Annotated in this window: 26 protein-coding genes and 1 tRNA gene; 24 read left to right on the forward strand and 3 right to left on the reverse strand. The window is 50.9% G+C overall.

The genetic code is table 11. The features are described 5' to 3' along the window. Positions 1-4: 4 nt before the first annotated feature. The 23 genes from Xhom_RS06205 (at position 5) to Xhom_RS06310 (ending at position 16,775) form a co-directional block, all read left to right on the forward strand. Positions 5-1,066, forward strand: coding sequence for a phage major capsid protein, P2 family (locus Xhom_RS06205; RefSeq protein ID WP_069317866.1), 1,062 nt, complete (start codon positions 5-7; stop codon positions 1,064-1,066). Next, positions 1,066-1,812, forward strand: coding sequence for a phage terminase small subunit (gene gpM, locus Xhom_RS06210; RefSeq protein WP_069317867.1), 747 nt, complete (start codon positions 1,066-1,068; stop codon positions 1,810-1,812). Before Xhom_RS06205 ends, gpM begins: the two co-directional genes overlap by 1 nt. 62 nt (positions 1,813-1,874) lie before the next feature. Further along, on the forward strand, positions 1,875-2,327 hold the full coding sequence (locus tag Xhom_RS06215; RefSeq protein ID WP_069317868.1) for a head completion/stabilization protein: 453 nt from the start codon (positions 1,875-1,877) through the stop codon (positions 2,325-2,327). Further along, the gene (locus tag Xhom_RS06220; RefSeq protein ID WP_069317869.1) at positions 2,324-2,824 is read left to right on the forward strand and encodes a phage tail protein; all 501 of its coding nucleotides are present in this window, start codon (positions 2,324-2,326) and stop codon (positions 2,822-2,824) included. Before Xhom_RS06215 ends, Xhom_RS06220 begins: the two co-directional genes overlap by 4 nt. Next, complete coding sequence (locus Xhom_RS06225) at positions 2,821-3,495, forward strand: phage virion morphogenesis family protein (RefSeq protein WP_069317870.1); 675 nt, start codon at positions 2,821-2,823, stop codon at positions 3,493-3,495. Before Xhom_RS06220 ends, Xhom_RS06225 begins: the two co-directional genes overlap by 4 nt. Before the next feature lie 20 nt (positions 3,496-3,515). Next, positions 3,516-4,640, forward strand: a complete 1,125-nt coding sequence (locus tag Xhom_RS06230; RefSeq protein ID WP_198148790.1) for a DUF2586 domain-containing protein — start codon at positions 3,516-3,518, stop codon at positions 4,638-4,640. Continuing rightward, positions 4,637-5,092: a DUF2597 family protein gene (locus tag Xhom_RS06235; protein ID WP_069317872.1), complete on the forward strand. Its 456-nt coding sequence runs from the start codon at positions 4,637-4,639 to the stop codon at positions 5,090-5,092. Before Xhom_RS06230 ends, Xhom_RS06235 begins: the two co-directional genes overlap by 4 nt. Before the next feature lie 11 nt (positions 5,093-5,103). Next, the gene (locus Xhom_RS06240) at positions 5,104-5,397 is read left to right on the forward strand and encodes a phage holin family protein (RefSeq protein WP_069318555.1); all 294 of its coding nucleotides are present in this window, start codon (positions 5,104-5,106) and stop codon (positions 5,395-5,397) included. Beyond that, entirely contained in the window at positions 5,394-5,732 is a 339-nt protein-coding gene (locus Xhom_RS06245) for a M15 family metallopeptidase (protein ID WP_069317873.1), read from the forward strand. Before Xhom_RS06240 ends, Xhom_RS06245 begins: the two co-directional genes overlap by 4 nt. After that, positions 5,729-6,121 carry a hypothetical protein gene (locus Xhom_RS06250; protein ID WP_418384814.1) on the forward strand — a complete coding sequence of 131 codons (393 nt, stop codon included), beginning with the start codon at positions 5,729-5,731 and terminating at the stop codon, positions 6,119-6,121. The genes Xhom_RS06245 and Xhom_RS06250 overlap by 4 nt, the downstream gene beginning before the upstream one ends. Before the next feature lie 101 nt (positions 6,122-6,222). Further along, on the forward strand, positions 6,223-6,489 hold the full coding sequence (locus Xhom_RS06260; RefSeq protein ID WP_069317875.1) for a putative phage tail assembly chaperone: 267 nt from the start codon (positions 6,223-6,225) through the stop codon (positions 6,487-6,489). 47 nt (positions 6,490-6,536) lie between these two features. After that, entirely contained in the window at positions 6,537-6,680 is a 144-nt protein-coding gene (locus tag Xhom_RS45705; RefSeq protein WP_420855257.1) for a DUF6890 family protein, read from the forward strand. After that, complete coding sequence (locus Xhom_RS06265; protein ID WP_069317876.1) at positions 6,677-8,785, forward strand: phage tail tape measure protein; 2,109 nt, start codon at positions 6,677-6,679, stop codon at positions 8,783-8,785. Before Xhom_RS45705 ends, Xhom_RS06265 begins: the two co-directional genes overlap by 4 nt. After that, complete coding sequence (locus Xhom_RS06270; protein ID WP_069317877.1) at positions 8,778-9,113, forward strand: DUF2590 family protein; 336 nt, start codon at positions 8,778-8,780, stop codon at positions 9,111-9,113. The genes Xhom_RS06265 and Xhom_RS06270 overlap by 8 nt, the downstream gene beginning before the upstream one ends. After that, the gene (locus Xhom_RS06275) at positions 9,103-10,287 is read left to right on the forward strand and encodes a baseplate J/gp47 family protein (RefSeq protein ID WP_069317878.1); all 1,185 of its coding nucleotides are present in this window, start codon (positions 9,103-9,105) and stop codon (positions 10,285-10,287) included. Before Xhom_RS06270 ends, Xhom_RS06275 begins: the two co-directional genes overlap by 11 nt. After that, on the forward strand, positions 10,280-10,936 hold the full coding sequence (locus tag Xhom_RS06280) for a phage tail protein (protein WP_069317879.1): 657 nt from the start codon (positions 10,280-10,282) through the stop codon (positions 10,934-10,936). Before Xhom_RS06275 ends, Xhom_RS06280 begins: the two co-directional genes overlap by 8 nt. 13 nt (positions 10,937-10,949) lie before the next feature. Then, on the forward strand, positions 10,950-12,875 hold the full coding sequence (locus Xhom_RS36395; protein ID WP_069317880.1) for a phage tail-collar fiber domain-containing protein: 1,926 nt from the start codon (positions 10,950-10,952) through the stop codon (positions 12,873-12,875). Between the two features lie 123 nt (positions 12,876-12,998). Beyond that, positions 12,999-13,157, forward strand: a complete 159-nt coding sequence (locus Xhom_RS30020) for a hypothetical protein (protein WP_157104628.1) — start codon at positions 12,999-13,001, stop codon at positions 13,155-13,157. Continuing rightward, complete coding sequence (locus Xhom_RS06290) at positions 13,141-13,866, forward strand: hypothetical protein (protein ID WP_069317881.1); 726 nt, start codon at positions 13,141-13,143, stop codon at positions 13,864-13,866. Before Xhom_RS30020 ends, Xhom_RS06290 begins: the two co-directional genes overlap by 17 nt. After that, entirely contained in the window at positions 13,838-14,377 is a 540-nt protein-coding gene (locus Xhom_RS06295; RefSeq protein WP_069317882.1) for a baseplate complex protein, read from the forward strand. The genes Xhom_RS06290 and Xhom_RS06295 overlap by 29 nt, the downstream gene beginning before the upstream one ends. Beyond that, on the forward strand, positions 14,374-16,011 hold the full coding sequence (locus Xhom_RS06300; protein ID WP_069317883.1) for a hypothetical protein: 1,638 nt from the start codon (positions 14,374-14,376) through the stop codon (positions 16,009-16,011). Before Xhom_RS06295 ends, Xhom_RS06300 begins: the two co-directional genes overlap by 4 nt. A 119-nt stretch (positions 16,012-16,130) precedes the next feature. Then, a complete protein-coding gene (locus Xhom_RS06305) occupies positions 16,131-16,304 on the forward strand; it encodes a type II toxin-antitoxin system HicA family toxin (protein WP_045959536.1) in 174 nt (57 codons plus the stop codon). 54 nt (positions 16,305-16,358) lie between these two features. After that, entirely contained in the window at positions 16,359-16,775 is a 417-nt protein-coding gene (locus Xhom_RS06310) for a type II toxin-antitoxin system HicB family antitoxin (protein WP_069317884.1), read from the forward strand. Positions 16,776-17,458: 683 nt separating this feature from the next. On the opposite strand, the gene Xhom_RS06315 is transcribed toward Xhom_RS06310, so the two are convergent. After that, positions 17,459-17,534 (reverse strand) — tRNA-Ile (locus tag Xhom_RS06315). A gap of 291 nt (positions 17,535-17,825) precedes the next feature. On the opposite strand from Xhom_RS06315, the gene Xhom_RS06320 reads away from it, so the two are divergent. Then, positions 17,826-18,620 (forward strand): GNAT family N-acetyltransferase, encoded by a 795-nt coding sequence (locus Xhom_RS06320; protein ID WP_069317885.1) that lies wholly within the window; start codon positions 17,826-17,828, stop codon positions 18,618-18,620. A 55-nt stretch (positions 18,621-18,675) separates the two neighbouring features. On the opposite strand, the gene rpoD is transcribed toward Xhom_RS06320, so the two are convergent. Both rpoD and dnaG read right to left on the reverse strand, forming a co-directional pair. After that, a complete protein-coding gene (gene rpoD / locus Xhom_RS06325; protein ID WP_069317886.1) occupies positions 18,676-20,523 on the reverse strand; it encodes an RNA polymerase sigma factor RpoD in 1,848 nt (615 codons plus the stop codon). A gap of 324 nt (positions 20,524-20,847) precedes the next feature. Beyond that, positions 20,848-22,596: a DNA primase gene (gene dnaG / locus Xhom_RS06330; protein ID WP_069317887.1), complete on the reverse strand. Its 1,749-nt coding sequence runs from the start codon at positions 22,594-22,596 to the stop codon at positions 20,848-20,850. Positions 22,597-22,616 lie beyond the last annotated feature (20 nt).

Here is a 22,616-nt window from a genome sequence, read left to right on the forward strand (position 1 = left end):
AGCTATGCAATTAAATCAACGGGCACGGGCATTTTTGCAAAAATATACGGCGGGATTGGCTGAAGCCTATGGGGTTGAAGATACGGAGCGTTATTTCTCACTGACTGACCCCAAAGAAACGTCACTGCGCAATGCGCTGCTGGAGTCGGTCGAGTTTCTGAACATGATTACCTGTGCTGATGTGGATCATCTCTCCGGGCAGGTGGTATCGGTCGGTAATCCGGGACTCTTTACCGGACGTAAAAAAGACGGTCGTTTTATCCGTGCCACGGGTGTCGATGGTAATGAATATAAATTGGTAGAAACCGATTCCGGGGCAGCGCTGAGATGGGACTTGCTCTCTATCTGGGCAAACTCCGGCAATGAACAGGAATTCTTCCAGCGAATGCAGGCCTTTACCAATGAATCGTTTGCGCTGGATATGCTGCGTATCGGTTTTAACGGCCAAGGAATAGCGGATACCACCAAGCCGGACGAGAACCCGAACGGAGAAGACGTTAACCGGGGCTGGCATCAGATTGCCAAAGACTGGAATAAGGGCAAGCAGGTAGTCACGACTGCCGTAAAACTGGATGAACACGGCGACTTTAAATCACTGGATGCGATGGCCTCCGACCTGATTAACACCCTAATTCCGCAGCAGTTTCGCCATGACCCGCGTTTAGTGATACTGGTTGGCGCGGATTTGGTTGCCGCCGAACAGTACCGGCTTTATCAGGCAGCCGACAGACCAACGGAAAAAATCGCTGCTCAGATGTTAGGTAGTTCGATTGCAGGGCGTCCGGCAATGGTGCCGCCCTTTATGCCGGGTAGACGCATGGTGGTCACCATGTTACCGAACCTGCAAATTCTGACCCAGCGCAATACCCGTCAGCGTAAAGCGGAGTTTGTCGATGACCGCAAGCAGTTCGAAAACAAATATCTGCGCAACGAAGGTTATGCGCTGGAAACGCCCGAATTGTACGCGGCTTATGATGAAGAGGCTGTGACGATTGGCAAGGTGGTTGAACCTGCTGAAAAACTGGGCACGGTAGCTAAACCTGCTGAAGAACTGGATCACGAGTAATGTTGTCACCTGCTCAACGACACCGGGCTGAAGTGGAACTTCGCCAGAAACTGGAACGGCAGCAGGCTGTCGCCATTGCCGATGGCGCCAGTATGCACCTGCAAGCCCGTGCCATTGAGCAGGATGTTAAGCGGCTACGCCAGCTCACACTGACAGCCGAAAAAGTCGAAATGAAGCGGCAGGAACTGCTGCCCAATTATCTGCCTACAGCACAGCGCTATCTGGATGAAGGCGAGGTGTACTGTAACCCGATTTTCGCCTACTGCGTGATTTGGTTATTTGATGTCGGGGAGTTTGCCCAAGGGTTGGACTGGGCGGATATCGCCATTGAGCAAGGACAGCTCACCCCCGACCATTTTCGCAGTGGTTTTCCGGCGTTCGTGGCCGACACCGTTTTACTCTGGGCACAGGCGGAAGCTGAAGCGGGCAACCCGGTGGAACCCTATTTTTCAAGGACATTTCAGAATGTCACGGAAAAATGGAAGATACACGAGAAAATCAAGGCGAAGTACTACAAATTTGCTGCCTTGATCCTGCTAAAAGGGGATAGCAACGAGATTAAGGCGAGTTCGGTTGACAGACTGGACGTGCTGGCGCAGGCCGATAGTTGGCTGGCGAAGGCTCATCAGTGCAACCCGAAATCCGGGGTAAAAACTTATCGGCAACGGATTGCCGCCCGCCTGCGGGCACTGGCAACCGAAACGCAACGACTACCGCAAGCCGGAGCGGGCGCGGTGGAGGCATAGCACAATGTGCTTATGGCCGTGGAAACCGGACAGCCCGCTTTTTATTCAGGGAGAGAGGCACGATGTTTAATGGCAACACCGTGGATTACCGGGATGCACCGCTGACCAATGACGGTTTTTGGCCGGACTTGAACCTGAAAGAGTTTCAGGTCAATCGCAAGCTGCCCGCCGATTTGGACAATGACATGCTCGCCAATGCACTGCTGGCAACGGTGGCTGAGATCAATCTGGACTTGCAGCGCCTGAAATCGCGCTTGCAGGCCAAAGGCTACCTACGTGCGGCTGAGGTGCCGGGCATTTCTATCAATGGCAACACGGCGTTGGTCAGCCAGTATAAAAAAGCGGTTTATGCCCGGGCCAAGGCCGATTTATTGGGGGAATACACGACATTAGTCAGCCGTGCCCCCCATCCGGGACAGGAAAGCCCCGAAGTGCGCAACCGGCTGCTGGCTGAGGCCGCCGTGGTACTGCGTAATATGAAAGGGCGCGGACGCACAACGGTACGGTTGATATGAGCAAATTACAGCAATTAACCGCCTTCTTGCGGGAAAATCTGCCGGAACGGATTTGCGAGACGGAATTTAGCAGTGAAATGGATGAAATCCAGTTTATTCCGGCCCAACGGGATTTGGGGCTGGGGCAATACCAGATGTTTATTCAGCAATATGAGGTGGTGATTGCGTGGGGGCGCTTCCCCTACCGGGACTGTGATCCGCGCAATATCCCGCTGCTGATAGATAGCTGGCTGACTGAGCAGGGTGAAAGTTTTAATGACGCGAATGTGGAGCAGGAACGGCCCTCACTGACGGTAGAAGTGGATGGGGATACAGCGGTGGTGGTGGTGTCACTGTCACTGGCTGAACCTGTGGTGATACGCGAAGACCCCGAAGGCATGATCCCGTTTGATGGTCAGCGTTGGTCACTGGCGGATACGGAAGTGTGGTTTGCTGAACAAGGCGCGGTGCACAGTGTCGATGAAACAGGCGCTCATATTGGAAAGCGGCCAGCATGATTCATGGGCAGTTAAACAGCAACCAGCTAAAGGTACTGCAAGAGGCGCTGAGCAGCCTTGATCTTCCGGAGAAAAAGCGCCAGCGCCTGTTATGGCGTATTGCAAAATACGGGCTGATCGATGCAGCAAAGCGCAATGTGCGCAATCAGCAATCGCCCGATGGCAGTAGCTGGCCTGCCCGAAAAAGTCCGTGGCGCAAGAAGATGCTGCGTAATTTACCAAAGTTGCTGCATATCCGGGAAATGCCCGAAATTGATGCGGTGCGGGTTTATCTGCAAGGCGGGCATTACCGCAATGGCAATCAGCAAGTCCCTGCGGGGGTTGTGGGGTATGCCCAGCAGCACGGGATGCGCTTTCAGGTCAGTCGGCGACAGGTGAAAAAGTCCGTTGACCCTGAACGGATGGCAACCATCAAACAGGCCAAAAAGCTGCGTGATTTGGGCTATCAGGTCAAAAAGGGGAAACGCTGGCGTAAACCGCCGGTAAAGGAAATGACCGCCCATATGAAGTTTATTCAGGCAGGCACATTGATCCGCGAATTAAGCGGTAAAGCCCCTAAAAGCGCATGGACGATTGATGTTCCTGCCCGTGCATTCTTAGGCATGAATGATGACGAGTTCAGCAAAGCGCTGGCTCGCCAGCTACAAGGGATTGGATACGGCGCAGGGTAAGCGCCTTAATAAGGAATGAAATTATGTGGCCACATGTTCAGGTTAACCAGGTTAACCAACTGCAAGGCGAAACCAAGGAGATTGAACGGGTATTGCTGTTCGTGGGAGCAGGCAAAACCAACGTGGGCAAGACGATTGCCGTCAATACCCAGACCGATTTTGATGCCGTACTGGGCACGGCACACACCGCCCTCAAACGCCACGTACGGGCGGCGATGGCTAACGCCGGGCAAAACTGGTCGGGCTACGTGCATATCCTGCCGGAACTGGCCGACGAACGAACCTTCGTGGAGGCCATCATCGCTGCCCAGACCATTGCCAGTGTTGAGGGCTATGTGCTGACCGTGGGAGCCACCAAAGAGATAATCAAGGCGGCACAAACCCTGCGGGCCAATACCATTGCTAAATTTGGCCGCTGGCAGTGGGCGATTCTGGCGGTGGATGGCCCACAGTCTAAAGAGCCGTGGGCGGATTACGTCACCCGTCTGGCCGAGCTGCAAAAAGGTGAGGCGGTATCTTCGGTGCAGTTGGTGCCGTGTCTGTGGGGCAATGAGGCCGGTGTACTGGCCGGGCGCTTGTGCAATCGCGCCGTGACGGTGGCCGACAGCCCGGCACGGGTGCAGACCGGGCCCTTGCTGGATTTGGGCGCGTCCGATTTTCCGAAAGATGGCACCGGCAAATCCATTGATCTGGCTACCTTGCAGGCACTGGAAAAACTGCGTTTCAGTGTGCCGATGTGGTATCCCGATTATGACGGCCTGTACTGGTCAGATGGTCGCACACTGGATGTGGAAGGCGGCGATTACCAGAGTATCGAAAATCTGCGCGTCGTCGATAAAGTGGCGCGCCGGGTGCGTTTGCAGGCCATCGCTAAAATTGCTGACCGTAGTTTAAACAGTACGCCGGGCAGTACCGCCACGCATCAGGCTTACTTTGCTCGCACCTTACGTGAAATGTCCCGCAGTACCGAGATTAACGGCGTGACATTCCCCGGTGAGGTGAAATCACCGAAAGACGGTGATGTGGTGATCACATGGCGCAATAAAAACACGGTGGAAATTTATATCACTATCCGCACCTATGAATGTCCGAAAGGTATTTCAGTGAGTCTGTTGCTGGATAGCCGTCTGGAGAAAAGCGCATGAGCCAACGTATTTCAGGCCAGTCGATTGATTTTAATATGGACGGGGATCTGGTTCATGCTGAAAAGGTCAATCTGTCCATTACCGATAACACCGCCGCCGCCCAGACGCAGGGCGTACCGGATGGCTATATCGCCGGGGATGTGGCAGCCGAGGGTGAGATTGAACTCAGCACCAAATATCTGGAAATCGTCACTGCTAAAGCGCGTTCGGCGGGGTCATGGCGGGGCATTCAGCCCGTTGACCTGATGTGGTATGCCAAAGCCGGTCACGAAGAAATCAAGGTGGAGGCTTACGGCTGCAAGCTGATTGTCAGCGACATTCTGGATGTTGACCCGAAAGGCGGCAGCGTCATGACCCACAAAGTGAAGTTTGTGGTGACCAGCCCGGACTTTGTGCGCATTAACGGCATTCCCTATCTGGAAGCGGAACTGACACAAAGCCTGATAGGGTAAGGATGGGATTCATGGACGAACATGAGAAAACCTTTGTCACGCTGGTGCTATTGGGGGCACTGATTGCGTTAGGCAAGATGCTGACCGGCAACGAACCGATCACTTTACGGCTGTTTATTGGCCGTATCATTCTGGGTTCAGCGGTGTCAGTCATGGCGGGGGCGTTGCTGATTTGGTGGCCGGGCATCAGCCCGATCGCGGTCACGGGCATCGGCAGTGCATTAGGGATTGCCGGATATCAGCTTATTGAGGTCTGGTTACGCAAGCGCGGCAGCGCATTACTGACAGGGAAGTTAAAGCAATGACACTGAGTGAAAAACAGCAGGTATTTGCCGTACAGGTTGCCCGGTTGATCTTATGGGCCGAAGAGCGCGGTTATCGCGTCACGTTCGGGGAAGCCTACCGCACCCCGGAGCAGGCCAAACGGAATGTGCAGAAAGGGACAGGCATTGCCAACAGTCTGCACACCCAGCGTCTGGCGGTTGATCTTAATCTGTTTATCCGGGGCGAGTATCAGACCCGCAGTGACGCCTATTTGCCACTGGGGGAGTATTGGGAAACGCTGGGTGGCACATGGGGCGGGCGTTTTTCCCGTCCGGATGGCAATCATTTCTCGCTTGCACATAACGGGGTGAAATGATGCCAAACACCCGGACGCTCTATGTCGTTGTGGTGGCGTTGGCGTTCGGTACGGGCTGGCGCGTCAATCACTATTACCGTGACAGCCTAGAACTGAACATCACACGGGCGGCGGCGCAAACTGGGGAGAAAATCCGGCAGGAATTGCAAGCCATTTCCAGCGCGTCCGCCCGGCAACTGGAAGATAAACTGGAGGGGATCGCCCATGCCGCCCCGCGAGAAATTCGTACTGAAGTGGTCAAGCCTGTTTTTACTGCTGTGTGTGTTAGCCCTGAGTTTGTCCGGCTGTACAACGAGAACGCCGACACTATCGAGCGTACCTTATCAGGAAAACTTACTGACAAAATGTCAGGGCACCTTACCGCGACTGACGGGCACGACCGGAAATAACTTAGCCAATATCTTAATGGACTATTCCACGTTATATGGAATGTGTGCCGCACGACATAATCAATTAGTGGATGAAATAAATAAAAGAAAGGAATTAACTCATGAAAGAAAATAAAGTCATTACCTTAATTATTGGTGAAAATGAAATTAATTTTGAGCCGAATATTATTGCCTATAACAGCATGATTAATGATATGACGATGGACAATAAAATTGTGCCGATTGTCACTTATCTGCGCCGCATTGTGTGGCCTGCCTCGAAAGCCGCGCTGGACGAACTCCTGCAAATCCCCGGTGCCGCCATGCAGATGGTGGAACGGGTTAATGCAGAATATGCGCCGAAACTGGATATCGAAATAAAAAACTAAATGCACGGGTTAAGGCCATTGAGCATAGTTTATTTGAACAGGCCTTAATATTACGCCGTCATTATTTACCGAATGAAACAGATAATACGGAAAATTTAGCCCGTGCCATCTGGCTGGATAATCGTTATTGGGAAAATACGCGCATTGCCACGGCCAATGGCATTGCGCTGGCGTTCAGGGGTGAACCATGAGTCAGGAATTAAATTTTACCTTAAGCCTGATTGATAAAATCACACAACCGCTGGCGGGTGCGAAAGCGGCGGTGTCCGGGTTTGCCCAGTCTTCACAGGGCGCATTTGAAAAACTGGCGATCGGCGGGGCAGGGTTGGCTGCGTCGTTCTGGTCAATCAAGAGCTTTCTTGATCCGGCCATTGAAATGGATGAAGCGCTGAAATCCGCTTCGTTGCAGGGCATTGACAGCAGCGTGATGGATAAAGTCGCCAAAGATGCTATGACGTTCAGTTCCCGGTATGGCAAATCGTCGATTGAGTTTGTGCAGTCGGCAGCGGAAATCAGCAAGGCGGTGAACGGGTTGTCACACAGTGACCTGCCCCAGATGACGAATATTGCCAATACCACGGCGGCCGCCCTCAAATCCAGCGCCAATGATGCCGCCAACTACATGGGGAAAATGTTCACGCAGTTTGCCAGCCATGCCAACGCGGTCGGTCACCTCCGGTTTGCCGAAGAACTGGCAGGCAAGGCGGTTTATATGTCGAAGACCTTCGGCACGTCCATGACAGAGATTGCCGATTTGATGGAGGGCGCCCGCGCCGCCGGAACCCACTTTGGTATCGGGATTGATGAACAATTGGCGGTCTTGGGGGAACTTAACCGCTCGCTGGGCGGGGAAGCCAGTGGCGCGTATGAATCGTTTATCACCAATGCCGAAGCCAGCGGGAAGAAACTGGGGGTCAGTTTTACCCATGCCTCCGGTCAGTTGTTATCCATGCCGGCGATGCTGGAAAAGCTACAGGCCAAATACGGCAAAAGCATTGAGGGTAATCTGAAAGCACAGGCGGAGATTGATGAGGCCTTCGGGGATTCCGCTGTGGTCATTAAACAGCTTTACGGCAATGTCGATGTGCTGCGCAAAAACATGACGGCTCTGGGCGCGAATGATGGCATGAAACGCACGAAGGAAATGGCCGAGCTGATGGCAAACCCGTGGGAACGGCTCCAGGCGATTTGGGAAAATATCCGTATTGCCATTGGCGCTACCTTGCTGCCGGTGATTAAACCCTTGATCAACAACATGGCTAATACCAGCCAAATAGTGGTGCGCTGGCTGAAATTGTTTCCCAATATTGCCCGCTGGGTCGGTTATATCACACTGGCGATGCTGAGTTTTGCTGTTGCAGGTGCTGCCGCCAATATCGTGATGGGCATGTCGAAGTTTATCTGGCTGGGCCTTAAGGGGATCTGGGCAGCCTGTACATTGGTAATGAAGCTGTGGACAGCCGCCGTCTGGCTGTGTAACGGGGCCATTATTGTCTGGAATGCCACCTTGCGTGTGTTACGCGGGGTTTTGTTGGCCGTCAGGATTGCTGCTTTCGCAGCGGGTATTTCATTCAGTTTTATGACATGGCCTATTCTGCTGATTATCGCCGCTATTGCGCTGCTGGCGGTGGGTATCTATCTGCTGATTAAACACTGGGATACCATTAAAGCTGCGATCATGAATACTACGGCGTTTAAGGTCGTTTCAGCCGCAGTGCAACGGGTCGGAGAAAGTTTCAGCAAGGTATTTGCGTGGATTGGTCAGGCATGGGATGACCTGTGCAACGGGTTCACTAATTTTTCACTGGCAGAGACCTTTTCCAGCATGGTGGACAGTATCAGCAATATGTTCGGTGCATTATGGGACAGTCTGAAAGGCTCTTTTGCCAGTGTCTATAACAGCATTGTCGGCGGTTTAAACAAGCTACCGGGTGTCAATATTGACATGATGGAAGTGCAAAAGACCGTGGTCGAACCCGCCACTAAAGCCAGCGCACCCAATGTAGGGATGCCAGAGAATACCCAGAAACTGGCAGCGCAGCCTGTGGCAATGTTACCGCAACCCGCGCAAGTCTTTGTCCAGCCGGTGAAAGCGATGAAGCCACCCGAAACGGAGGGAGTATTAACGGGCGGGAAAAAGCAGGGGATCGGCAAGCAGGGCCTGATGAAAGAGGCGACAACGCATTCACAGACCCTCATGGATAACAGCCGTCGCTTTGAAAATGTGACATTCAATGTCGCCAATGGCATGACGCCGGAACAATTAACGGAATGGGAACAGGTGGCACATGGATGAGCCTAAATACATTGATTTATGGATTACGAGCGGTGACTTCACGCTGAACGCCGGGAATGAGCCACGCTTTTGCAATAACCGCTTTTCGGTCGGTCAGGATTGTGTCCACGCCATGATGGAAAGTGGCCTTGCCACCGAGCTGGTCGCTGAACGCAGCCCGACCTTGCGGGCGGATATTCGCACCCAGATTGAAATTCTGGTTGAGGAAGATGATCGGATTATTCCGGGCACGGTCATTATTAATGAAGAGTCACCCACCAAACTATGGATCACGGCGGAAACCTACGATTTTGGCTGCCTGAATGTGAGTGTGGGACATGGACACTAAACCAACCATTGATTATGAGAAGGTGTTGCGTGACAGCGGGATGCCGACCACGGAAGCCGACATCAGCAAAGCCTTTGCCGACGTGGTGGATGAAGCCGGGCTGGTGACCAACACCTCGCGTATGTCCCCCTTTTGGCGGCTGATTAACACCCTTGTGACGCGGCCGGTGTTGTGGCTAAAAGAGGCGTTAATCCATGTCACCTTAAAAAACATGTATCTGGCGACGGCATCAGGTTCATGGCTGGATATGTTCGCTTGGGGCGTTAACCTGAAACGCAAGCCCGCCTCTGCCGCACAGGGTATGCTCCGTTTCTATAAGATAGCGGGCGCATCAGCGGTGACCGTGCCCACCGGAACGGTGATCCAGACTGAACGCATTAATGGCGAAATCTACCGGGTCAGCACCACGGAAAGCGCGGTGATAGCTGACGGGGTGTCCAGTGCTTTGTTGCCCGTCACCGCAGAGGCCGCAGGTGGCGCATTTAACCTTGCACCCGGTTATTTTCGACTTCTGCCTGTGTCGGTGTCTGGCATTGCGCGGGTACAGAATGAAGAAGGCTGGCTGTTAACCCCCGGCGCGGATGCGGAATCCGATGATGATTTGCGTGACCGTTGCCGCAACCAATATAACTTGGTCGGTAACTACCATACTGATGCGGTTTACCGGGGCATGATTGCGGCGGTGGCGGGCTTAAGCATTGATCGCATCTTCTTTCTGCATGACGCGCCTCGTGGGGCAGGCACGGCCAATGCCTATCTGTTGCTGGATTCCGGCGTGATTAGCCAGCCGTTTATGGAGGCGGTCAACGATTACATCACCAATCAGGGGCATCATGGGCACGGGGATGATATGCAGTGCCTGTCGATGCCGGAAACGCAGCATGATTTAGCGGTCACGCTGTTTGTGGTCAGTCTGGCGAACTACAGTCAGGAGCAGATAGCCAGCCTGAAACGGGATGTGGAAAACCTGATCCGCTGCGCATTCCGGGAAAACAGTCAGTATCCGGTGAAGAAAACATGGCCCTACTCGCGCTTTTCCTTTTCCAATCTGGGACGGGAAATCCACCGTGAATTCAGCGAGATTGCCTCCCTGAGCTTTTCACTGGGGGATATTCTCAGTGACTTAAGTGTGCCGCGGCTGAAAGCACTCTCCGTGGAGGTGAAACATGGCTGAGTTTACGGGACGTCTTCAGCGACTGGCCCTGCCCTCATGGATGGATAAAGGCGAACCGGCCAAATTACTGGGGGCGGCGCGGGCATTCTGGACACAAGTTTACGGTTGGCTGACATGGCCGCTGGCCCAACTGGACGCCGAAACCTGCACCGAGGCGCTGTTATCGGTGCTGGCCTATCAGCGGGATATCCAGCGTTTTAACGGCGAGCCGTTGCCGCTGTTTCGCAAGCGGGTGAAGTATGCGTTTATTAACGCGAAAGATGCCGGCAGCATCGCCGGGTTTATTGCCATCTTTGAACGGTTGGGTGTGGGATATGTGGAATTACTGGAGCGCCAGCCGGACATTGACTGGGATGTGATTATCCTGCGCCTCAGTGACGGGCAGATAGCGGCCAATCCGGATTTGCTGATGAATATCATCCGCCAGTATGGGCGTACCTGCCGCCGTTACCGTTTTGAAGTGATCGCCAAAAATCAGTTATTGATGCGGGTGGGCAGTATCGGTGCAGACTATTGCACGTATGCCGCGGCCATCCCGACCCCGCCATTATGGTTAAAAGTGGGGCATATCGCGGGCGTTGCCGTCTGTGACAGTGCCCGCCTCAAGGAAAGCCCCGCACCGAACGTGACCTACGGTGCGTCATTATAAGGAAATAAGAAACATGTCCTCCGTCATTACTTTGGACTTTGAAAAATGGAAGGCGCAGCAGGTGGCTGCAAGCCAGCCGGTTGTCTTGGATGAATTTGTTTTCGCCTATGTGCCGGATTTAGACCCTGCGCAGGCCATCAACCGTGATGAGAAATTGCCTGCGGAAAGTCAAATTGTTCACCGTCAGGCCGTCAACAAAACCGGACTCGCCAGTGAGAACGCAGTGGCTTACAGCGTCACGCTAGGCACTGAGGTTGGTAATTTTGATTTTAACTGGATTGGCCTGATGAATAAGGCTTCCGGTGTGATTGGGATGATCGCCCATGCGCCTGCGCAGAAAAAAATCAAAACCGCCCACGGCTTGCAAGGCAATGTGTTAACCCGTTCTTTCCTGCTGGAGTTTGACGGTGCGGCGACAGAAACCGCGATCACCACCACAGCGGAAACATGGCAGATTGATTTTACCGCCCGTTTGATGGGTATTGACGAAATGCAGCGCCTGATGAATACCGACAGTTACGGCGAAGCGGCCTTTTTCGGTGAGAGCTTTTCTGTGGTACGTCAGGGCGAGCAGTACATTGTGAAAAAAGGGTTGGCCTATGTGGGGGGATTGCGAGGGGTACTGGCGTTTGACCAGACGTTAAACAGCCTGCGCAATACCTGTGTGTATGCCAATTTTAGTTATCAGGGCAATCTGGTGAGTCAGTGGCAAACCGTAGTAAAAATCATAGCGATGAATGAAATGAAAAACTATGTGGATGCGGCAGGGTATCCGCATTATGCCTTTGCTATAGCCCGTATTGATAGTGACGGAAATGTGACTGATTTACGCCCCCAAGGATCATTGAGTGACCGCGAGATTGGCAGAATAAAACAGGATTATGCGACTCAGCAAGCATTAATCAATGGATTGAATGGCGTAAGAGAGCTAGCCCACACCGCTAACGACAACGCCAACCGTCGCCTCGAAAAATCGAAAAACGGGGCAGATATCCAAGACAAAAACGCATTTATTGATCACCTCGGCTTGCGGGATACTGTCAGAAATGCGGAGCGTCTCATTGGCCTGCCTGCTGGTGAGACACGGTTGCTCAGCGGAAACCACAGTACCTATTTGTATGTGACCGATAACAATCAGACCGGTTCATATAATACGCGCAGTGGCCATGTTTGGGCGTTTGACAGCACCGGAACGATGACGACAGGGTTGATACCCATTCAATGTGGCGGTACAGGGGCCCGCACTGCCGAAGCGGCCTTGTTGGCACTGGGCGCGGTTCCCGGCTATCGAGCTATCAATGGTAAGTCACTGACTGCCGATATTCAGTTAACGGCGGCCGATGTCAAGGCGTATCCGGCTGACGACCGCCTGATGAATTTACCCTCCGGTGAAACTCGGCTTCTGAGCGGCAATAAGAGCACTTATTTATACGTCACCGATGATCGTCAGACAGGGTCATATAATACACTTGGCGGATATGTCTGGTCGTTTAATGAAACAGGCACAATGGAGGCTGGATTAATTCCGATAAAGTGCGGCGGGACAGGCGCAAGAACGGCTGAGGAAGCGTTAGCCGCGTTGGGGGGACTGCCCCGTAATCGGGTCGGATACGCGTTACTGGATTTTGGTCGCATACAACGCTCGCAGCGGATTATCAGGCCTAACCCATTTGGCCATGATACGCCTTGCATTGTTATTGCTGAAGTTAACCGCGGCTATGAAAAAAATATATGGCTGGATACAAAGTGGGTGTACCAGAACGGGGGACATGGAGTGGCGGCCTCCTGTTCTGCTGAGGGTATTGTTGTTCAGGCCGGATCAGTTTCATTTTGGGCGACGGGGGCTGATTCTGGCTCTTCTGCGGGTGAGACCAGTGGTAAAGACAGTCGAGATTGGCCTGATGTTGCCTGTCGGGTACACGTTTGGAAGGTGATGTAATGAATATGAAAACAATCTATGTGTTAACACGGGATTACCGATCATACACTATTGGGATACGGCCGATAGAGCCTCACATTGATGTTAATGTTCCGGAGGATTTCTCAGGAGGGGCGAAAACCTATGATCCTGATACAAGGGAGTGGATACCGGATGAACCCTCTTCAAGAAAATAACCCTAACCACGTGGAAAAATACCGGGTACTGCTCAATTGGGTAGACGGTTCCACCGCCCTTATATCCACTGGCCGGAGCAACCCGAATAATGCACTGGCAGCGTAAATCCCTGCAATTTCCCCCGGATTTATCGGGGCTGTCTGCCGCCATTGTGCCCGTTCATCCGTTTCTCTACGGTATCGGGCAGCAGACTGACAGTGGCAGTTATCTCAGTCCGGCCAATGCCATTGAGACGCTGGCGAATAAACTCACGGGCGCGGGGAATATCAACAGTCTGATACTGATGGTCTGTGCCAAAACGCACGATGAATTTATGCAGCATCTGACGCAGTTCTCAGCGGTGCTGCCGCTGCCTGCGTTTGCCCAGGTCAAACGGATGGCAAAAACCGCAGAAAGTCTGGCCACGACGAAAATGCAACTGCCGGGCAAGCTGGGCGGTGGGCTACCACTGCCGCAACTGCTATCCACTGCGACCAGCCGTCTGGCGGTCAATGCGCAATTAATCGCCAACGCCAACGCACAGGCCAGCGCGGGTAGCAGTCTTGCCGGGTTAAAATCCCAGTTAACGGCGTTGACCTCCGCCCGGCAATCCGCGTTGCAGCACGTCACCGATGCCATGAGCGGGTTGGTGGGAAAATCGGCCACAGTCTGGGCGTTCTCTGGGAAAGGGAACGGCGCCCACGTGGCAGAAAAATTACGTCAGCATATCCCCGAACCGGACGCCGTTTACACGTTAGCAGTCCTGTTTGCCGGGGACGATATCCGTCCATTAGAAAGGATGCTCCATGAGCCAGATTATCACCCTCGCCCTTGATGGCGAGGCCATTCCGTTAAAAAGTCTGACCGTCACGCCTTCCATGATGTTTCAGGATCAAGACCAGAGTGGCCAGTCTTCCAGTACCGCCGTGGCTGAACAGGGTATTAAGCCCAAAGAGCTGCGTGTCACGGGCATTATTCCCTTTACCGAACAGAAAACCCTGTCGCGCCTGTTTGCACTGGCGGAAGCCAAAGACAATGGCAACCTGAAACGCTATCGGGTCGCTAACCTGACTGCTCAGGCCATTAACTTTCGTATCGGGACGTTTACGGGCACGATGGATGCCAGCAAGGTGGACGGCAAACAGGCATGGCAGGTGACGTTTACCTTGCGGGAGCATTTATCGGTGGCGGAAAAACGCGATGCCCGTGCCACTGGTTCTGTTCAGGCGAAAAAGCAAACCGGACAGGGGGGCAAGAAAGCCGGGGAAGACCCGGAAAAATTAAGCTGGTTTGAACGCAAGGTATTGAAGCCGATTAACGACGGCATCGGAGGTGCCAGCGAATGAAACCCATCCAGCGACTTTACTTATCCGGTGATGAGGTTCATGTGGTCGATGCCAATCTCATGCTGGAACTGTCCGCCTGTGGTCGGGGCTTTATCACGGCAGAGACGACCACCGATTACACCGGAAAGCTGGTGCGTCTTGATGTGGGCTATACGGATTTGGTGCTGCGCTGGTTTACCGGCTATGTGGAACGCGCACAGCCTGCCCAGAACGGCTATCAACGTTTGTTTGTGCGTGAGCTGGTCGGTGTGTTTGATAAAGCATGGCCGTGCTCGTTTCAGCATCCGACATTACGCCAGATGGTAGCGTGGTTACAGGCGCACAGCGGCCTGACGTTCACGCTACCGGATGCGCCTTATACCGATAAACCCATCCCGCACTATACCCATAACGGTACCGGCTATCAGTTACTGGGCAGTCTGGGGCCGCTTTTTGCCATTGAGGACTATATCTGGCACCAGTTGCCGGATGGTTCGGTCTATCTGGGCAGTTGGGCGCACTCGATGTTTGCCCAAAAACCTGTCGAAATCCCCAATGAATTCAGCCAGAGCCAGTCGGCCGGCAATGCCATGACTATTCCCATGATCCAATCCCTGCGCCCCGGTTTTGTGGTCAATCAGCAGCGGCTGACCAAGGTCAATCTGTTGAATGAAAACATGAGCATCACATGGCAGCCAAAAGGCCAGACGGTGAACAAAACCCCTGCCCAGCGCCAGATTGATGCGGCCTATCCTGAGTTATCCGCCGGGCTGCATCTGCCCAAACTGGCCCGTATTGAAGCCCACACCGAAAACACCGTCAGCGGCGATATGTCTGACCCGTTCCGCCCGCGCTATGCGGTTGATGTGCAATTGTTGGAGGATGACGGCAAAGACGCGGCTGCCCCGGTTTACCGTGCCGTGCCGCTGCCTCTGCCGATGGCGGGCGGTGAATCGGGGATGTTCCAGTATCCGCCCATTGGCACGGTGGTCGAAATTGCTTTCGAAGGTGGACGGCCGGACAAGCCGTTTATCCGTCAAACGTTGAGTCAGGGCAACACCCTGCCCGATATCCAACCCGGCGAACAATTGCAGCAGCAGCGGGCGGAAGTGTCGCAGCGGGTGACGCAAGAGGGCAGTTGGATTAGGCAGACTGACCAGACCATTAATGAATCTTCCATGCACCGTGAAATTAGGGCAGACACGGAAACACGCACCATCGTTGCACGGGAAACCACGGTACAGGCCACGGATAAAGTGACTGTCTTGGGAACGTCTACCCTACTGGCCGGGGCTATCCAGCAGGTTGCAGACGGCGATTACAGTGTGGCAACCTCATCGAATTTCGTCGCCAGTGTGGGGAAAGAGGCCAATATTGAGGTCGGGCAAAAACTGATAGAGAAAATTGGCCTGCTTAAGCAGAGCATCGCGGGAGTCAGGCAAGAGATTATTGCGCCCGTGGTTTGGTTGGGCAGCCAGCAAATTAACGTCATGGCATTGATGTTAGAGACGCTGGATGTGGTTAAGGAGCTGGCCGAACTGACCGCCGCCCATACTCACCACAACACAGGCACACCGGAGAACGCCAGCGCGATAAGAAACACGGCCCATAAATCCGAGGGGCTGAAACAGAAGTATTCGCCTGTGATTGGCTAAATCAATCGACCTCGCGCTAGCGGGGTTTATTTTTACCTCTTCAAAAGTGTAAACAAAAATGTTGACATGGTAAGCATAAATGTTTACTATAATTGCATGTTCAACAGAATGGAGGAGTGGTGAAGCAAAGCGAGTTTAGACGGTGGCTGGAAGCTCAAGGCGTTGAAGTTTCAAATGGGACAAACCATCTGAAACTGAAATATCAGGGGAAACGAAGCATCATGCCGAGGCACCCCAGCCAAGAGCTTAAAGAACCACTGAGGAAAGCAATCATTAAGCAATTAGGATTGTGATAAAAACCAGCCTCATAAGGGGCTGGTACTCGCAATGGATTCACCCTTAAAAATATGCGATATCCAGTCACACTAGAGCCAGTAGAAGAGGGCGGTTATTTTGTCTCGTTCCCGGATATCCCCGAAGCCTTAACGCAAGGGGAGACACGGGAAGAAGCGCTGGAGATGGCCCTTGATGCGCTAATAACGTCCTTTGAATTTTATTTTGAAGACAATGAGAAAATCCCATCACCAAGCCCTGTGGGGCAAGGTGATGATTATGTCGATGTGCCCTTAAGCGTGGCCTCAAAGGTGCTGATGCTTAATGCGTTTGTTGATTCCCGATTAACGCAAACTGAGCTTGCCCAGCGTATGGGGGTGAAAAAGCAGGAAGTCACCCGCCTCTTTGACTTACACCATTCGACCAAGATTGATACGGTAGCTAAGGCAGCAACAGCAATCGGGCATCAATTAACTGTGTCCATCCTATAACGATGATCACCTATCAAAAGGCTGCGTGAACCGTGGCCTTTTTCATGCTCTCATCAAGCGCAATCAGACGCCCTATAAACTATTCATCTATTAATGTATAGGTCATCTGCGTTTAATTTGGATCGCGTCCCTGCGTCGCGCTCATGCTGCGTAATCCCCACGAAATAAACGTAAACCTGACGTAAAACGCACTACACCGCACCCGCCTGCACGTTTTGGATCAAAAATTTTTTTCAGTTTGAAAATCCGACAAACCGAATCGCCAGACCGCGCCAGCGCTGGCGCGGTGGGAAAAATTCCAAACTGAAAAGATTGAAAGGATTTTCAGGCAATTTCAGTTTTTGGATCAAAAGCGGATCGCGGAGAAAATATCAATACAATGATATTAAAAGGAAAATTCTATTTTACGTGGGCAGTTAGATCACAAGGGCAGACTAAAGAAAATTTCAGAACAGAGTAGCCGTGCGGCTTTGAGTCTATTAGGAAATTGAAATGAATTGAACCCGTAAACATATTGTCACTGACTGAAAGAAAATTTTCGGTTGGGGAAAAAATACTCAATTAAAAAATTAAGATAGCGGAGGCTTAAAAATCCCTATCGCCATTTTGTCGCCACTGACTTATAAAAACAAAAAATCCACTTTTTAAAAGTGGCCTAATGTGCTGATTTCACAGCTAAAATTTGGTGGCCCCTGCTGGACTTGAACCAGCGACCAAGCGATTATGAGTCGCCTGCTCTAACCACTGAGCTAAGGGGCCATTAAAGTGGGGAGATTATACGGTAGAGTTTGGTACTAGGTCTAGTCCCCAAAATTCATATGCGTGTTTTATATACAAATATCAGTGTCTTTTGACGTATTTCAACTATTTATAAGTCTTCTAAAATGTTTTTTAGTGATTTGAGTTACCTTTTCAATAAATCTTTCTGATTATTTATTGTGTTTTGACCATACTCGGGTCCACAAAACGTCATCGATCAGGTTTTGTGCTGCTCATTGATTTTCAGAAACTTCTATTATTTTCCCATAAAGCTATTTTTTGTGAGTCAATATGAATAACTATTATTTATCAGAGGCTATTTTGGCACATCGTCAAATAGAAGATTATTTTTTCTCATCTATCAGCCAGATGTATCAACATATTGGCAACGGGGTTCGAGCCTATGTAACAGGTGTTGAGACTCATGCGTTAAATTTTTTGCTGGTGGCTGATGAGTGTGGTCAAACCGCAAAAGATCTGAAAATGGGTATCCGGCTGTTAGATGAAAAAATTAACGTTCCTTTTTCGATTGTTGTTATGGAGCCTGATAGCATGGAGCCAGATAATCAAATTTTGGCTGCTATCCAGCAGGAAGGTTTTGTGTTCGATCCTGATAGCATAACCACAGCCATGGAACTTGATTTGACGAGTTGGCAGGTAAAGGATGGGAATGCTGCGGGATATAAAATCCGGCGAGCAGATCACTGTTTGGCTGATTGGGCGATCCCGATAGAGAGCGCGTTTGAGACCGGAGGTTCAATCTCTGAGCAGTATCTTAAATGCCATCAGGCAGCATTGGATGCAGGAAAATGTTTGTACCATTACGCACTGTATGTGGATGGCCAGCCAGTTTGCTCTTTAACTTTATCAAGACTGGGTAATATCGTTCGTCTTGATGAGATTAGTACCGTGGTGGATAAACAGAGACGGGGATATGCTTCTACCTTGATCAACCATGTATTGAGCGAAGCTAAACAGCATGGTGCGACTGCGTGTTATTTGGATGCATCCCGTGACGGTAATGGATTGTACCAGAGCATTGGATTTAAGCCATTATTTGAATATCAGGGATTTATGCGCGAATAATAAAAAAGCGTCTGCCGGAACAGACGCTTTTCAGGTTTATGAACAAGTTCGTTGATTAGTCATCAAGGAAGCTGCGCAGTACCTCTGAACGGCTAGGGTGACGCAATTTACGCAGGGCTTTGGCTTCGATCTGACGGATACGCTCACGCGTTACGTCAAATTGTTTGCCCACTTCTTCCAGTGTATGATCAGTGTTCATGTCGATACCAAAACGCATACGAAGCACTTTCGCTTCACGTGCAGTCAGGCCAGCCAGTACATCATGAGTTGCAGAGCGCAGGCTTTCTGAAGTTGCAGAATCCAGCGGCAATTCGAGAGTGGTATCCTCGATAAAATCGCCCAGGTGTGAATCTTCATCATCACCGACTGGTGTTTCCATTGAGATCGGCTCTTTGGCAATTTTCAGTACCTTGCGGATTTTGTCTTCAGGCATCAACATACGTTCTGCCAGCTCTTCCGGTGAAGGCTCACGACCCATTTCCTGCAACATCTGGCGGGAGATACGATTGAGTTTGTTGATGGTTTCAATCATATGTACCGGGATACGGATGGTACGCGCCTGGTCAGCGATAGAACGGGTAATTGCCTGACGGATCCACCATGTAGCGTAAGTTGAGAATTTGTAACCACGACGGTATTCAAATTTATCAACCGCTTTCATCAGGCCGATGTTACCTTCCTGAATCAAATCGAGGAATTGCAGGCCACGGTTGGTATATTTCTTCGCAATCGAAATAACCAGACGCAGGTTGGCTTCAACCATCTCTTTCTTCGCACGGCGGGCTTTCGCTTCACCGATTGACATGCGACGGTTGATATCTTTGACCTGTTCAATTGTTAGGCCAGTTTCTTCTTCAATTTGGCGTAACTTTTGCAGGCTACGCATAATTTCTTCTTCAACTTCCAGCAATTTATCAGACCATGGTTTGTTCATTGCTTTTGCTGCAGTGAACCATGTGTCTGTCGTTTCATTGCCAGAAAATAGAGTGATGAAGTTTTTCTTCGGCATTTTGCACTGCTCAACACACATCTTCATGATCAGACGTTCTTGAAGACGGACGCGATCCATCATAGAACGCATGTTGTTGACCAGATAATCAAATTGTTTTGGTACCAGACGGAACTGTTTAAATACTTCGGACAGAGTTAAAATCTCTGCGGCAGTATTCGGATGGCTGCGGCCATGGCTCTTGATTGCCTGACGGGTAATTTCATACTGTTCATGCAGTTCCTGAAATTTCTGGCGAGCCAGTTCTGGATCGATGCTGTTATCATCTTCGCTGTCAGCATCATCTTCTCGATCTTCGTCGTCATCGTCATCGTCGTTAAGCTCTTCCTGAGGTAGTTCTGAGCCAACGTGAGTCGCTGTCGGTGCGAGCTCTTCTTCTGCGTTAGGATCGACGAAACCTGTGATTAGATCGGACAGGCGGCTCTCGCCTGCTTCGACGCGCTCGTACTGCTCCAGCAGATAGGTAATTGCTTCAGGGTATTCGGCAACGGAGCACTGTACTTGGTTGATGCCATCTTCAATGCGTTTTGCAATGTCAATCTCACCTTCACGAGTCAAGAGCTCAACCGTACCCATTTCACGCATGTACATGCGAACCGGATCAGTAGTACGACCGATTTCTGACTCGACACTGGATAACACTTGCGCAGCCGCTTCCGCCGCGTCTTCATCGGTGTCGTTTGTGTTTTCTGCCAACATGAGGTCATCAGCATCAGGTGCTTCTTCCATTACCTGAATGCCCATGTCATTGATCATTTGGATGATATCTTCTATCTGATCAGAATCGACGATATCTTCCGGCAGATGGTCATTGACCTCAGCATAGGTCAGATAGCCTTGCTCCTTACCTCGGGTGACAAGTAGCTTTAGCTGTGACTGCGGGTTTTGCTCCATAAGACGGTATCCACACTTCAGAGTATTGGTTGGTGTTGGTCGGCGAAACAGATATGCCAACAATAACATTTAGGGGCGTTTTCATTGCATTGCCGCTGCCCTCAATACGGCAATTGTAGGGTTATCTCCCCACCTAATGCGGCATTTAAGCCGTGAATTCTGTGTCTATGATCTTACATTTCGGGTTTAAAACCTGTTCCATCAAACTATATTACGACTACGAACTGTATTGCGACTGCGAACTATATTACGGCTACAAACGTATTGAGTGAGTAAGCCTGGTAATCAATAAACTCGGTAATATAGTATTGTTGAGACAGGCTCTTATTTCCTCGCGCCGGATTCCGTAATTAATCGGACTTCTTCGCGTTCTTCAGGTGTCAGACCTTCGGTTCTTTCTTTAGCAATGAGAAAATTAAAACGTTCATCAAGTGCTGACGCGAAAAGATGGTTTAGCGCATCGCTAAATGTTTTTTCAGCAATTTCCTCTACCTGTATATCGTTCCATGTAGCGAGTTTTTCAAGCTGTTTTGCGTACTTATTATCGCGGTACAGCTCTAAAAGTTGCCCTGTTGTTAAACCTGGTTGGGCAAGGCACGTGTCGACAAGCTCTATAAATAACGGCAATCCCGCTATCGGAGCAGAAAACATTCCTTGTAATGAAGGAACTAACGTCGCTAAATGCGGATTTTGCACCAACAATGCGATAAGGATACGCATTGTTGTTGGTTTCAGTTTTAGCGCCTGATATGCATCGGTATCTCTTTTGACAAGTTTTGCCAAGAATCGTTCCAATTGTGTTGTATCAGGTGTACCTAACAGATTTCCAAGTTCTTTAAGCAGGTAAAGTCGTAGTACTTCCCCAGGGATTTGACTGATCAGTGGCATGGCCAGCGAACTGAGTTTGGTCGCTCCTTCTGGGTTACTAAAATCAACCTGTGGTAACAGTGATTCGAACAAAAATGCAGATAAAGTCAGCGCCTTATCCATTCTTTGCTCGAATGCTTCTCGCCCTTCTTTGCGGATCAGTGAATCTGGATCTTCTCCATCAGGCAAGAACATAAAACGTAGTTGCCGCCCATCATTTAGATAGGGTAGGGCTGTTTCGAGCGATCGCCATGCTGCATCGAGACCGGCACGGTCACCATCGTAACAACAAATAACATTATCCGTTGTCCGAAAGAGTAACTGAATGTGTTCGGCTGTCGTGGACGTTCCCAATGAAGCTACGGCATAGTCAATGCCAAATTGGGCCAGCGCGACCACATCCATATAACCTTCAACCACTAATAGCTTTGAGAGTGCATTGTGGTTCTGCTGGGCTTCATAAAGACCATATAACTGGCGGCCTTTATGGAAAATTTCTGTTTCCGGTGAGTTCAGGTACTTGGGAAGAGCTTCTCCCAGTACTCTGCCGCCGAATGCAATCACTCGGCCACGGCGATCGCGAATTGGGAACATCACACGTTCGCGGAAACGATCATAAGTGCGGCCATTATCGTTCGTGACCAGCATTCCCGCATCGTTGAGCTGTTTTCGATCATCTTCGTTATGGGTAAACCGTTTCAGGGCGTTATCCCATCCCGCTGGCGCAAAACCAATGGCGAAGCGCTGGATAATCTCTTCACTGAGCCCACGTTGAGTCAGATATTGTCGGGCTGACTGAGCACTGGGTGTATTCAGTGACTGCTGATAGAAGCTATTGAGTTTATCCATCAACTGATAAAGATTTTGCCTTTGGTGGCGTTCGATATGACCGCCACCAGAGCCGGTTTCATAAGGTACTTCCAGCCCGTGCATCGCTGCCAGTTCTTCGATGGATTCGACAAAATCTAATCTGTCATAATTCATCAAAAAATCGATTGCGTTGCCGTGTGCACCACAACCAAAACAATGGTAAAACTGTTTATCGCCATTAACCGTAAATGAAGGGGTTTTTTCGTTATGAAAAGGACAGCACGCCTGATGATTTTTGCCTTTCTTTTTGAGAGGCACTCTGACATCGATCAAATCAATGATATCGGTTCTTGCTAATAAGTCATTGATGAATGCGCGTGGAATTCGTCCAGCCATAAGCCCTTTTACGCCTGTTG

Source organism: Xenorhabdus hominickii (genome assembly GCF_002632725.1).
GTDB classification, from domain to species: Bacteria; Pseudomonadota; Gammaproteobacteria; order Enterobacterales; family Enterobacteriaceae; genus Xenorhabdus; species Xenorhabdus hominickii.